Here is a 12605-nt window from a genome sequence, read left to right as displayed (position 1 = left end):
TAGCCGCCATCGGCAAAGACATGGCGCAGCCATGGAAAGCGGTGGATGATTTCACGCAGGACCAGCGGCGCGCCGTCGCGGTCCTGAATGTCGGCGGTATGGATCACCGCATGAACCAAATGGCCCTCGGTGTCGGTGAGGATGTGGCGCTTGCGCCCCTTGATTTTCTTGCCCGCGTCAAAGCCGCGAGGGCCACCACTTTCCGTTGTTTTCACGCTCTGACTATCGATCACGCCAGCACTGGGCGAAGCCTCGCGGCCCGTCGCTTCACGCGCCATCAACAGCAGGGTATGATTGAGCGAGAGCCACAGTTTGTTATCGCGCCACAGGTAAAACCAGCGCCGAACTGTCGAGACCGGCGGAAAGCAGGGCGGCAGCATTCGCCACGGCAGCCCCCCACGCAGCAGATACAGGATCGCCTCGACGATCCGTCGCAGCGGCCATTTGCGCGGACGGCCTACGTGGGAGGGTGGCGGCAAGAAAGGTTCGAGCACCGACCATTCGGCATCGGTCAAATCGCTTGGCAAAGTCAGTCCCGCGCGGGCATATTGCGCCCGAGTGGTATCAGATGGGGTGGTTGCCGTCCTCCCCAAACGGCATCGTGATGTGCCAAGAAAATGGTGTCTACAACCACTGTGCGGAAAGGACGGCAACCGTGACAACGACTACCATGATCGGCGTGGATTTGGCGAAGAATGTTTTCCAACTTCACGCGGCCAGCATGTCTGGCGAGGTGGAATATCGCAAGCAGCTATCGCGGGACAAGTTCCGCAAGTTCATGGCTCAGCAGGCTCCGGCGGTGGTGGTGATGGAGGCTTGCGGTAGTGCAAATTACTGGGCGCGGGAACTGGCTCGACTGGGCCACGAGGTTAGGTTGATCGCGCCGCATTATGTTCGCCCGTTCGTCAAACGCCAAAAGAACGATGCAACTGATGCAGAAGCGATTGTTATTGCTGCACAGCGCCCTGAGATGCGTTTTGTCGTCCCCAAATCGGAGGAGCAGCAAGGAAGGGCAATGATGTTTCGTACCAGGACCCGCATGGTCCATCAGCGCACTGAACTGATTAATATGCTCCGCGCTTTTCTCTATGAGTGTGGACACACTGTTCCAAAGGGCATTCACCAGTTCCAGCGCATTGAAGCGATCGTGACCGAACCAAACAGCGACTTGAGCGTGATGGCTCGCGCGGAATGTAGCGAGCTTCTCGAGCAGATTGCCGCCTTGACGGCCAGGATTGCAGCCAGCGATCGCCGGATCAAAATGGCTGCTTCTCAAGCAGATACGGCACGTCGACTGCAGACGATGCCTGGCATAGGCCCACTGACAGCACTGGCGGTTGAGGCCTTCGCGCCGCCCATGGAAAGTTTTCACTGCGGACGCGATTTTGCTGCTTGGCTGGGACTGGTCCCCCGCCAGCATTCCAGTGGGGGCAAGGCCCGGTATGGAAGGGTTTCCAAAGCGGGTCAGGCGGATATTCGACGATTGTTGATAATCGGAGCGATGTCCCGTCTGAACTGGTTGGGACGAAAAACGATTGCCCAAGAATCGTGGCTGGCGCGGCTGAGCGCACGCAAACCGCGAATGCTCGTAGCAATAGCGCTGGCTAACAAGATGGCCCGCATGATCTGGGCGATGCTGACGAAGAATGAGGACTTCCGGAATCCGGCGACAGCAACCGCGGCTTGATCGAGAAACTCGCGCAAGGCTGAAGTTGGTAACGGGGACAAGAAGGCGATGATTTGAATGGGAAAATGATCAAGCAGATCCGGATCGGGAAAACCAGTATGTGGACGCGAGTGCATGAACTCGAGTATCAGATTTGGACCTGCTCCGCTGATCACCATACCGGCCAGCGGCTTCTGAAATGCTGCACCCAAAGGCCTGACAGAAGTCCGCACTCGATCACTTGCTCATTCGGCCAAAAACCATCTTGCAAAACGGACGGCAACCACAGAGGTCCACATCGTTGATCTCCGGAAGTTTGTTGCAAAACCCCTGAATCAACGACTGCGGCAAGCGTCAAGCTAACCCGCTGATACCACTCAACTTAGTTTCGGATCGGGCTCTCAATGAGGTCATTGGCGAGAAGCTTCACATACACGTGGTAGCCACCGAAACGACGCGACCACCGAAATTTCCCTGCCGTTACACTCCGCTAAAGTAAGGGAAAACGAAAACGCCGCCCTGTGAAGGGCGGCGTATCGTTCGGCAGAAATCAAATATTACTTTGCGCCGGTGCCTGGCTCAGAAGTCTTTGGCGCTTTGCCATCTTCCACGCGTCCTCCATTGCGCAGATCGCGCCCTTCCTGTGCTTTCTTCTGGCTTTCGACGGACTTGCCGTGCTCGAACGCCTCTTCCTTGACGTAGCCGGCTGCTTCTTTTGCTTTTCCTTCGATGCTCATCAGTCTCTCCTATATGACACTGCATTTATAACGAGCCGAGTTAGTCAGTGTTCCCTTGATTGATTGGAACGTGACACGCAGGGATTTTAGATTAAATTTTTCGAGATGATCTGGAGAAAGACCGCTGTTTTGGGCAAGCTTGGCCTTACCGCCCTGTGTCACAGCGCAAACGCCGCGACGGAACCGAGGGCTATTAAAAACATTACGGCTTCGCCGTAATGCTGACCAAACGGTTGTAAGGGGGGGATGTGACAAACGACTGGCCTGACGTTTTCCCTGGCGATTCCCAAATGAGTGCAATCATGCGAGCGCATGATTGGAAGGCATCGAACTTAGGTCCGCCTGATCGATGGCCCGAAGAACTCAAGGCGTCGCTACGGCTCATGCTCCTGTCTCGGTTTGAGATGTGGCTTGGTTGGGGAGAAGACCTCAACTTCTTCTACAATGACGCCTACATTCCGACTTTGGGCTTCAAACATCCCACAGCGCTGGGTCGGCCCATGTCGCAGGTATGGAAGGAGGTCTTTGAGGACGTCAAGGATCGCATCGTCTCGGTCATGCGAGATGGCGTTGCGACCTGGGACGAACAGTTGCTTCTGCTCCTTGAGCGCAACGGCTATCCCGAAGAGACGTATCACACATTCTCTTACAGTCCTCTGATGGGTCGCGGGGGTGCTGTCGAAGGCCTGATGTGCGTCGTTCGCGAGGAGACGGACAGGGTGATTAGTGAACGGCGCATCAAGCAATTGAATGATCTGGCCGCCGCGTTGCTCCGATCGAAAAGTCGGTCTGACGTGATCGCAGCAGTGCGAGGCCATTTTGGCAGCGAGAGCCGGGACTTTCCGTTCGCGAACCTACAGCTGTTCGACTTGCCTGAAAGCCTTGATCCCGGCACTGGAGACGCTGCGGATTGGCCAGTCGTCGCGATTCAAAGAGGCGAAAAACAGGCCGTGGAACCGCTGGGGGGCGCTTTTTCGAAGTTACCAACCGGACCGTGGGAGATACCGCCGCGCGATGCGTTGATCGTAGCTATCGAGCAGCCCGGCGAAGCGCAAGCCGTCGGTGCACTTGTTCTGGGATTGAATCCCTACCGCCTGCTTGACGAAGCAACTCGTGACTTCGCCAACCTTATTGCCGCGCAGATAGCGGGGGCGCTTGCCACCATCGATGCCGTGTCTGCCCAGCGACGGGACCGCGATCGGCTGTGGTCGCTTAGTCAGGACCTGATGCTGGTTTGCGACTTTGATGGCGTCATTCGCTTGGTGAACCCATCTGCGACCCGCCTTCTGGGGTGGCGAGAGGATGAGATGGTTGGACAGGTCCTGGCCGATTTCGTCCATCCCGACGATTTATCTGCCACAGCCAAGGAAGTCGAAAAGCTGGCTCAGGGCGTTACGACCCTTTTGTTCGAGAACCGCTATCGCTGCCAGGACGGCAGCTATCGATTGCTCGACTGGAACGCTGTGCCGGACGCGGGCCGCATCCATGCCGTGGCGCGCGATATAACCCGGGAGCGCCAACTCGCTCGCGATCGGGAGCGGATTTGGGCGCTCTCTCCCATCGTCAAGGCGGTGGCGACGACCCAAGGCATTATCAACGCTGTCAATCCATCCTGGACGAAAACGCTGGGGTGGAGCGAAGCTGATACGGTCGGCCGCAATATTTTGGAGTTTGTTGCGCAGGAGCAAGAAGCCGCGCAGCAGCGGTTGGCGAAACTCTCCGAATCCAACGCTGCTGTAGTCGAGTCACAAAGCGTCTTTCGCGCAAAGGATGGCAGCCACCGACGCTTCGCTTGGACGACCGTTCCAGAAGGCGGTATGCTCTATCTGTTCGGCCGCGATATCACCGCGGAGACCGAAGCGGCTCAAGCCCTTATCGCCACAGAGGAGGCTTTGCGCCAAAGCCAGAAGATGGAGGCTGTAGGGCAGTTGACCGGTGGCATCGCCCATGATTTCAACAATCTGCTGGCAGGGGTTCTTGGCAACCTGGAATTGCTGGAACTGCGTATTTCCCAGGGTCGTCTGGAGGCTATCGGTCGCCATCTCGAAACCGCGCAGGGCGCGGCAAAGCGGGCTGCCGCGTTGACGCAGCGACTGCTCGCCTTTTCCCGCCGACAGACGCTGGATCCCACAGCCGTCAATGTAAACCGGCTAATTTCTGGCTTGGAAGACCTCATACGCCGTACTGTCGGGCCCTCCATAGAGATCGAAGTGGTTGGATCGGGCGGTTTGTGGATGACGTTGGTTGATCGCTACCAGCTTGAAAACGCGCTTTTGAACCTTTGCATCAATGCGCGAGACGCGATGCCGGATGGCGGACGGTTGACGATCGAAACAGCCAATAAGTGGCTAGACAACCGCATGGCCCGGGAACGCGAGCTACCCCCTGGTCAATATGTGTCGCTATGCGTGAGTGACACCGGAACGGGGATGACGCCCGACGTGATCGCCCGCGCTTTTGATCCGTTCTTCACGACCAAGCCGCTGGGCGAAGGCACGGGCCTTGGCCTCTCGATGATCTATGGCTTTGTGCGGCAATCAGGCGGGCAAGTACGGATTTATTCGGAAGTCGGCGAAGGCACGACCATGTGCCTCTACCTTCCAAGGCATATGGGACCGGTAACTGAGATCGAACAGGAGTTGCGGCCGACGCAGCTTGATGCTGGGGGGCACGGGGAGACCGTGCTGGTCATCGATGACGAGGCCTCCGTTCGCTCGCTCATCGTCGATGTCCTCACCGACGGGGGATATCACGTCGTTGAAGCTGCGGATGGTCCCAGCGGTCTCAAGGTGCTTGAGTCTGATCTACGCATCGACCTTCTCATCACGGATGTGGGCTTGCCCGGCGGAATGAATGGCCGTCAGGTCGCAGACGCCGGCCGAGTGGGACGTCCCAAACTAAAGATTTTGTTCATCACTGGCTATGCGGAGAATGCCATCATTGGCAACGGATTGCTGGAGCATGATATGCACGTGATCACCAAACCCTTCGGAATCGAGGCCATCGTCAGCAAGGTTAGTGAGATGATTGACGAAGGTGACAAACTAGGCAGCCGATCAGCGACCGGCCAATCTGATCCTTAAGCGGCCGCCTTAGCGCGCGTCTTCCGGCTTTTCATTTTGAACCGGACTTTTTGCCGTTGGCGGAACCCACGACATCGTCACGCCGTTAGCTGCCCACCTGTAGGAGAGCCACGGTGGAAGAAAAGAGAAAGGGCCAGGAACCGGAAGCGGATCAACGGCCGGCAGCGACGGGCGGCCTCTATGAGCAGGCCGCGCCGACATCCAACGATCCCCCATCCAAGAAAGAACGGACGATGATCGCGACCGCGCGTGCGCGTGCAGATCGCGACCGGGCGGAATTGCGCGCGACAGGCCATGGCGATCATCAGGGCAAAGAAGGCTTTTGAGCTGTTTTACTGTCAGGCCAGACCAAGTCGATTTTCGCGTCCTGGTGGGCAAATGAGCGTTTCCCAGGGGATTGGTGAGACCGCACTCATGCTGCTCGACGCCCTGAGCGCGGGCGATCTGCTCTATCTGGCCGATGACGAGCAGGACGCCGAAGCGGTGGCCAGCGCGCTCACCTTCCTTGCGCCTGAGGATCATGTCGTCTTCCTGCCGTCGAGCGACATCTTGCCTGGCGACAGCGCGCCTGCGTCCCCTTCCAACATCGGGAAACGTGTTGCCGCCTTGCGGCATCTTCGGCGGCTTGGAGCGGAGTCCAAACGCCGTCCTCTTGCAACCATCATGAGCGGGGAAGGTGCCGCGCGGCTTTATGCGGACCCCGCCGCCTTCGACGCCGCGCCGCCCAGCCTGCGCGTCGGGGAACCGACCGATCCGGCCCATTTCGCAGCTGACATGGAGAGGCTTGGTTATGTCGCTGATGATCGCGTCGATGAACCAGGCGAGGTGGCGGTCCGCGGGGAGGTAATCGACATTTTTCCGGCAGATGCCGGGCTGCCGGCCCGGATCAAAGTCGCCGATGGGCGCGTCATCGGTATCCGCCGCTATGATCCGATCACGCAGCGCACGCAGGCGCCGTGCGAGTTGCTGGAGATCGGCCGGGCTGCCGAACCGGAACCTGAGCCGAAAGTTACCATCCTCGCCCATCTGCGGCCGGGGCGGCTTTACGTTTCGGCAAAGGCCGAGCAGCGCCGCGCGCGTTTCATTCGCTTGGCCGCCGAGGCCGCCGGCCATTCGTGTTCGGTGATCGATGCCGCATCCCAGTCGCTATGGGCAAAGGATCTTACGGCCTGGCGTTCAGGCGATCCGGCGGATTTCGCCATATCGCCCATTCCCCGCTTTGCGGAGCAGCGCTCACCCCTATCGGCATTGAAGCGCTTTGCGGCACCGCATGTGCAGGAGGGGAAGCGCGTGCTCCTGGTTGGCAGCGAGCGGGATGTCCGTTTCCTCCGGCCCAAGATCGCCAAGACGTTCAAGGCTAAGGTCGAGGCCATCGACGCGATCGCGGCCGTCGATACGCTTGCGCCGGGCGCGATAGCTGCGCTGATTGCGCCGATCGATCGGGGGGCTGTTTGCACGAAGCTCGTGATGATTGCGGCCGCCGATCTTCTGGGTAGCCGGGCGTTGATTGGCGCGACGCAGGGCAGCGTTGCCGCCGGGCTTGCCCAGGCGGGCGGCGACATTCGTGCAGGCGATCTCGTCGTGCATGAGGATCATGGCGTCGCGCGCGTGCTGGGCCTTGAGGCGGCTCCCGGCGATGGGCACGCAGAACTGATCGCGCTTGAATATGCCAACGGCGCCCGACGGCTCGTTCCCTGCCAGGAGGCGGGCCTGTTATGGCGTTATGGCGCCGATGGCGATGCGGTGCGGCTCGACAAGCTGGACGGATCGACCTGGGAAAAGCGGCGCAGGGCGATTGACGAGGCGGTGGCGCAGAGCGCCCGCGACCTCCTTCGATTGGCGCAGGAGAGGGCCGATGTCAAAGCCGCGATCATCGAACCCGATAGCGCGGCTTATGAACGATTTGTCGCCAGCTTCCCTTTCAACGAAACGGCGGATCAGGCCCGTGCGATCCAGGCGGTACGGGACGACCTGGCCAGCGGACGGCCGATGGATCGCCTGGTTATCGGTGATGTCGGCTATGGCAAGACGGAGGTCGCCCTGCGGGCCGCCGCGCTTGCCGCCCTTGCAGGCTATCAAGTCATTTTGGCCGCGCCCACGACGGTTCTCGTTCGGCAACATATCGAAACGTTCCAGCGACGCTTTGCCGATACGGGCGTGGTCGTCGCTGGCCTGTCGCGCCTGTCGAGTGCGGCGGAGAAGAAGGCGGCGAAGGCCGGGCTGGCGGACGGGGCCATCGGTATCGTCATCGGCACGGCTGCGGTGATGGCGAAGGATATACGCTATGCCCAATTGGGGCTCGTCATCATCGACGAAGAGCAGCGCTTCGGCGCGGCCGATAAGGCAAGGCTGCGCGGACGCACCGACCTTCATCTGCTGGCGATGAGCGCGACGCCCATCCCCCGGACGTTGCACCGCGCCATGATCGGCCTGCAACAGATGTCGGTGATCGCAACGCCGCCCGCCCATCGCCAGCCGATCCGGACAAGTCTTGCCAGCCCCGACGATGCGATGATCAGGACCGCCCTATTGCGTGAGCGGTCGCGTGGCGGACAAAGCTTTGTCGTCGTGCCCCGTATCGAGGATCTCGCGCCCCTGGCCGAACGGCTGGCGCGGATCGTGCCGGACCTCGCGCTGATCCAAGCGCATGGCAAGATGCCGGTAGCCGCCATCGACGACGCCATGGTCCGCTTTGGCGGTGGCGAAGGCGATGTCCTGCTCGCGACCAACATCATCGAGGCGGGGTTGGACGTGCCGCGCGCCAACACGATGATTGTCTGGCGCGCCGACCGCTTCGGCCTTGCCCAGCTTCATCAGTTGCGCGGGCGGGTGGGCCGCGGCAATCGCCGGGGCCAGGTCATTTTGCTGACCGAAGCGGGAGAGATTGCCGAACGTACGATGAAGCGGCTGCGCACGCTGGCGACCTATGACCGGCTGGGTGCGGGCTTTGCGATCAGTGCAGCCGATCTCGATCAACGCGGCGCTGGCGATCCTCTGGACGACACGCAGGCCGGACATATGAAGCTGATCGGCATCGACCTCTACCAACATCTGTTCGAAGCGGCTTTGAAAGAGGCGCGGGGCGAAGATGCCGGACTGTGGACGCCCGAACTCAATCTAGGCAGCGCGGGCGGCTTGCCATCGGACTGGATACCCGACCCCGACATCCGCCTGGGCCTATATGTCAGGCTTTCGCGGCTTGTCGATGAGGCTGGGCTCAACGCTTTGGAGGAGGAACTGGCGGATAGATTTGGTCCGCTGCCCCCCGCCGCCGAACGTCTGATCGATGCCAACAGAATTGCTATTCTCGCGCGGGCGGGCGGGATGGCACGCGTCGATGCAGGCCCGGCCGCGATAGCGCTGACGCCGCGCGAAACGGGTCGCGACATGAGCCAATGTGCAGGGCTTTCCGAAAAAGACGGCCGCTGGCTTTTGAAGGCGCAGACCGACGAGGCTGATCGGCTCGCAAGGGTGACCGACCTGCTCGAGAGCATTGGCGCTTTGCGGAACTAACGCTTGGACGTTGCGTCGATCAACCTGACGTGCGGCGCTGGAATTTTTCGGGCCATCGAGAGGGCGTACACCATATGAAGATTGCGGTCGTTACAGGCGGTGCTCAGGGCATCGGCAAAGGTATCACCCAGGCCCTGTTGACGCAGGGCTGGAGAGTGGCGGTGCTGGACCAGGACGCCGAGGCGGTTCGCGATCTTTCCGATGAGTTGCCGACTGACAAGCTGATCGCGATCCGTGCTGACGTCGCTAGTGAGCGCGACGTCGAAAAGGCGTTCGATAAGATTACGGCATGGCAAAAGACGACGGGGGAGGCGAAAGGTATGGATCTGCTCGTCTCGAATGCGGGCCTTGCCACGCCGATCAGCGGTCCGGTCGAAAAACTGGAACTTAAAAAATGGCAGGCATGGCAGGACAGCCATGTGACCGGTGCGTTCCTGATGGTGCGCGCTGCTGTGCCGCTCCTTCGTCAGCGCAAGGGAGCGATCGTTATCATGGCATCGACACGGGCGATCCAGTCAGAACCCGATACGGAGGCCTATGCTGCGGCCAAGGGTGCGCTATGCGCCATGACCCATGCACTGGCGATCAGCCTTGGCCCCGACATCCGCGTCAACGCCGTTTTGCCCGGCTGGATTGAAACCCGTCCCTAGGCAAAAGCACAGGTGCGCGAAGCGGTTGAACATCGCGCTATTGACCGGGAACAGCATCCGGTGGGCCGGGTCGGCGAACCGTCCGACATCGCGGCTACCGTCCTGTTTCTGGCGTCCGAAGGTGCGGGCTTCATCACGGGCCAGCAGATCACCGTCGATGGCGGCATGACCCGAAAAATGATCTACGCGCATTGACGGGTCGCTATATCCGGCGGCTTCGATCTTGTGCGTCAGCGCGCTGGATGTCGGTCATGCGGGCGGCATCCTCAGGCGTCCCAAGGATCAATGGACGACGCCATTGCGCCATCTGCGCCAATTGGTCGCCAAAGCTGGCAAATGGCGACCAATTTCCATCTTCATTCTGAAACACCGAAGCGCCAGATGCGTGCGCAAGGGCTATTCCCCCGGCGACATCCCAGATGTTGGGTGTCGCGAACCTGGCGACTTGTAGCAGGCCCGCGGCCACGAACGCACATTCGATCGCGGCCGATCCTGTCTTGCGCCCATCCCATGGCCCGACGCCAGACTGGCCGTGCGGATCACCCGCGAGCCGTTTGCGAACGGCAGGGTTTGGCAAGCGCGACACTGGCTCGCCTTCAAACCGCAATCCTGCGGTGCCGCCGCAATGATACACGCCGGGCGTCAACAGATGACTGGTGCTGCACCATAATGCTCCGACGACGGGAACGCCCCGGTACAGAACGCCCACGGATGACGCGAATAGCGGGAAGCCGTTGATGAAGTTGCTTGTCCCATCGATCGGATCAATCGCCCAGACAAAATCGCTGCCCAGTCCCGCCTGGACAGCCATTTCTTCGCCGATGATGCCATGGTCGGGGAAATGATCTGCCAGATGGCTGCGGATCATCGCTTCGACCCGGCTGTCGACTTCGCTTACCGGATCGCGCATCAAGGCAATGGCGTTATCATCCCCCTTATATTGCACGGCCATAAGGCTGCCCAGCGTAGCCAGGATTTCCCGGCCGCCGATCGTGGCGAGTTCCACCGCAACAGCTTCCATGCGGGCAAGTAAATCCGGTGTTGGCATCGGCTTAGCAACTGTCATCGTCATGTCCCGTCATACTGCCAGGCACCAATATCGTCACCGGCTCGTCATCCAGCCGTATTTCGACCTTCCATGCGTCGTTGGGCATGTCGATGGGGCGATCGTCGATCCGGGGGCATAGCCCGCTGGCCTGAAGCGTGACGACGCAGCCCGTTTCCAGGCGGGCCGGTGGCGGGCCGGAGAAATGTTCGGCCCATCCCACCATGGCGTCGCGATCGGACTCGCCCACCAACAGGATGTCGAGCAGCTTATCCTGCGTGTCCGCCCTTGGCGCGAACGGGAGCCGTGGGCCGATCGCGCCGATGTTGAGAATTTCTACAAGCAGCCATGGCCCGTCGAAACGGCGTCCATCGATATCAACGACGCACGCGATCGGTTTGGCCGTGCGCAACGTCTCCCGAAATGCCGTGCGGCCGTTTTCGCGCTTCTCCTCCGGGGTGTCGGGCGATTCATCGACAAGTTCGATGGATTGATTGAGCGCGCCAATACCTACCGCTTCCAGAAAGCCTTTCCGCCCGAACGGCCCCGTGACGCTGCCTACGGTCAGCTTCTTTTCGCGCGCACTGTGGAGGCCATCAATGACAGCACCCACCGACTGGCGGATGCCCAGCGCCCTTGCTACATTATTGGATCCACCCATCGGGAGGATCGCAATGGGTACAGACCGGTCGGGTATCTCGGTAGCGACCGAAGCTACGGTTCCATCGCCGCCCGCAGCGATCGCTATCTCCATGCCGATCATTCCGGATCGAATATCGTCCCGGCCATGTTCGCAATAGTGGATGGCAAAGCCAGCCTCTTCCAATTGACCAATGCGTGACCGCATCGGCTCGGGCTTGGTTCCGGCATTGGGACTATGGATGAGCAGCGCCTTCACCAGACCAGCCCATATCGTGCCGTTAGCGGGGGTCTCATATTTCAGCTCCGAACTCTTCCAGCGCGGCTGTTACGACCTCGACTTTCGCTTCATCCTGCAAATCGATCGAGACCGTGATCCCACCGGCAAGGGGAACATCATCCCTTTCGGCCTGATCGACCGTCTCGTTATCAGCGCCTCCAATGAGGTTGCCTGCACTGTTTTGCGTGCCCGAGGCTGCCACGAAAATATCGGTTCGTTCGATTCCGATTTCCTGGACCAGCCGTTCCACAGCCATGTCCGCCTGTTCCCGGCTATCAAAGGTGCCTGTCAACGTCGTGCTCATGGTGATCCTTTCATCAGGGCTTGGAATCGGCGCGATCGGCTTCTGGATAATCGTCTGGTTTAACCGTGCCGACGGTGGGGCGATCCTCGACATCCTCCTGCGACTTGCCGCCGCGTGTGCGGGGATCGGGATCATCCTCATTGGGCTGGACGTCGCCGGCAGGCCCGCGGCGGGGCAACTCGTCCGACTGGCCCTTTTCAGGGTCGAGACCATTCTCGTTTCCAGGCATCAGCTTGATCCTTCCCTTCCATAACACAATCGCCGGAGGCTCTCCCCGGCCTTGGTATGAAGCACCGATCGAGCGATCGGTTGCATTCCTTCTCCCACCGTGGTGCAGGAACCACATGCTACGTGGACGGTTGTATCGGAACATATCAAGAACAATGAGGCTGTCATGACCGACCATTTCCATAATCCCAAATTCGACGAGCACCCGGCTTCGAACGCTGAGAAAGATCCAGCAGATTGGGTGTCGGGCAACGAACCTATCACTGGTGCGCAGGGGCTTTGTTGCATAACTCCTGATAGGTTTGCTGCGGGCTTTATTTGAGATTACTACGCGACGCGGACAGTATTTGGTGTGCCGATTTGCGAGAAGCGATTGAGGATTGCAGCACGGACTTTGAGCTCGGTTATCTGACGCTCGAAGGTGCGGGCCATGACGCGCTGACCAAGCAGCTTGAAGCAG

10 protein-coding genes and 3 pseudogenes are annotated in these 12605 nt (G+C 60.1%); 6 read left to right on the top strand and 7 right to left on the bottom strand.

What is annotated here, in order from left to right; genetic code table 11:
* A partial coding sequence (locus tag SxD43FB_RS21990) for an IS5 family transposase (protein ID WP_096063949.1) occupies window positions 1-593 on the bottom strand: 593 nt, incomplete at its 3' end.
* A gap of 77 nt (window positions 594-670) precedes the next feature.
* On the opposite strand from SxD43FB_RS21990, the gene SxD43FB_RS21985 reads away from it, so the two are divergent.
* Window positions 671-1687, top strand: coding sequence for an IS110 family transposase (locus SxD43FB_RS21985; protein ID WP_096063950.1), 1017 nt, complete (start codon window positions 671-673; stop codon window positions 1685-1687).
* 536 nt (window positions 1688-2223) lie between these two features.
* On the opposite strand, the gene SxD43FB_RS21980 is transcribed toward SxD43FB_RS21985, so the two are convergent.
* On the bottom strand, window positions 2224-2403 hold the full coding sequence (locus tag SxD43FB_RS21980) for a hypothetical protein (protein WP_096063947.1): 180 nt from the start codon (window positions 2401-2403) through the stop codon (window positions 2224-2226).
* A 302-nt stretch (window positions 2404-2705) separates the two neighbouring features.
* Here SxD43FB_RS21980 and SxD43FB_RS21975 point away from each other — a divergent pair, with 302 nt between their 5' ends.
* The 4 genes and pseudogenes from SxD43FB_RS21975 (at window position 2706) to SxD43FB_RS21960 (ending at window position 9844) form a co-directional block, all read left to right on the top strand.
* Window positions 2706-5486: a PAS domain S-box protein gene (locus tag SxD43FB_RS21975; RefSeq protein ID WP_255245855.1), complete on the top strand. Its 2781-nt coding sequence runs from the start codon at window positions 2706-2708 to the stop codon at window positions 5484-5486.
* A gap of 113 nt (window positions 5487-5599) precedes the next feature.
* Window positions 5600-5812 carry a hypothetical protein gene (locus SxD43FB_RS21970; protein WP_096063945.1) on the top strand — a complete coding sequence of 71 codons (213 nt, stop codon included), beginning with the start codon at window positions 5600-5602 and terminating at the stop codon, window positions 5810-5812.
* 88 nt (window positions 5813-5900) lie between these two features.
* Window positions 5901-8999 carry a DEAD/DEAH box helicase gene (locus SxD43FB_RS21965; protein ID WP_096063948.1) on the top strand — a complete coding sequence of 1033 codons (3099 nt, stop codon included), beginning with the start codon at window positions 5901-5903 and terminating at the stop codon, window positions 8997-8999.
* Window positions 9000-9073: 74 nt separating this feature from the next.
* Window positions 9074-9844: pseudogene (locus SxD43FB_RS21960) on the top strand (SDR family oxidoreductase).
* A 7-nt stretch (window positions 9845-9851) separates the two neighbouring features.
* Here SxD43FB_RS21960 and SxD43FB_RS21955 read toward each other — a convergent pair.
* The 4 genes from SxD43FB_RS21955 to SxD43FB_RS21940 are packed head-to-tail and all read right to left on the bottom strand — an operon-like array spanning window position 9852 to window position 12146.
* Complete coding sequence (locus SxD43FB_RS21955; RefSeq protein WP_255245854.1) at window positions 9852-10721, bottom strand: inositol monophosphatase; 870 nt, start codon at window positions 10719-10721, stop codon at window positions 9852-9854.
* Window positions 10702-11592, bottom strand: a complete 891-nt coding sequence (locus tag SxD43FB_RS21950; protein ID WP_096063943.1) for a diacylglycerol kinase family protein — start codon at window positions 11590-11592, stop codon at window positions 10702-10704. The genes SxD43FB_RS21955 and SxD43FB_RS21950 overlap by 20 nt, the downstream gene beginning before the upstream one ends.
* 34 nt (window positions 11593-11626) lie before the next feature.
* Window positions 11627-11917: a hypothetical protein gene (locus tag SxD43FB_RS21945; protein ID WP_096063942.1), complete on the bottom strand. Its 291-nt coding sequence runs from the start codon at window positions 11915-11917 to the stop codon at window positions 11627-11629.
* Between the two features lie 13 nt (window positions 11918-11930).
* On the bottom strand, window positions 11931-12146 hold the full coding sequence (locus SxD43FB_RS21940; protein WP_096063941.1) for a hypothetical protein: 216 nt from the start codon (window positions 12144-12146) through the stop codon (window positions 11931-11933).
* Window positions 12147-12311: 165 nt separating this feature from the next.
* Here SxD43FB_RS21940 and SxD43FB_RS21935 point away from each other — a divergent pair.
* Window positions 12312-12419 (top strand): annotated as a pseudogene (locus tag SxD43FB_RS21935) (DUF3072 domain-containing protein); the annotation flags it as partial.
* 53 nt (window positions 12420-12472) lie between these two features.
* Here SxD43FB_RS21935 and SxD43FB_RS21930 read toward each other — a convergent pair.
* Window positions 12473-12605 (bottom strand): annotated as a pseudogene (locus tag SxD43FB_RS21930) (IS5/IS1182 family transposase); the annotation flags it as partial.

It is taken from the genome of Sphingobium sp. D43FB, from assembly GCF_002312805.1.
GTDB lineage: Bacteria > Pseudomonadota > Alphaproteobacteria > Sphingomonadales > Sphingomonadaceae > Sphingobium.
The sequence above is the reverse complement of the archived record's forward strand: the minus strand, read 5'-3'. Positions and strand labels throughout refer to the sequence as shown.

Bases quoted from the DNA above. Each gene is read 5' to 3' on its own strand.
- SxD43FB_RS21955 (WP_255245854.1), bottom strand. From the start codon at position 10,721: ATGACGATGACAGTTGCTAAGCCGATGCCAACACCGGATTTACTTGCC.
- SxD43FB_RS21985 (WP_096063950.1), top strand. From the start codon at position 671: ATGATCGGCGTGGATTTGGCGAAGAATGTTTTCCAACTTCACGCGGCC.
- SxD43FB_RS21965 (WP_096063948.1), top strand. From the start codon at position 5,901: ATGCTGCTCGACGCCCTGAGCGCGGGCGATCTGCTCTATCTGGCCGAT.
- SxD43FB_RS21940 (WP_096063941.1), bottom strand. From the start codon at position 12,146: ATGCCTGGAAACGAGAATGGTCTCGACCCTGAAAAGGGCCAGTCGGAC.
- SxD43FB_RS21975 (WP_255245855.1), top strand. From the start codon at position 2,706: ATGCGAGCGCATGATTGGAAGGCATCGAACTTAGGTCCGCCTGATCGA.
- SxD43FB_RS21980 (WP_096063947.1), bottom strand. From the start codon at position 2,403: ATGAGCATCGAAGGAAAAGCAAAAGAAGCAGCCGGCTACGTCAAGGAA.
- SxD43FB_RS21945 (WP_096063942.1), bottom strand. From the start codon at position 11,917: ATGAGCACGACGTTGACAGGCACCTTTGATAGCCGGGAACAGGCGGAC.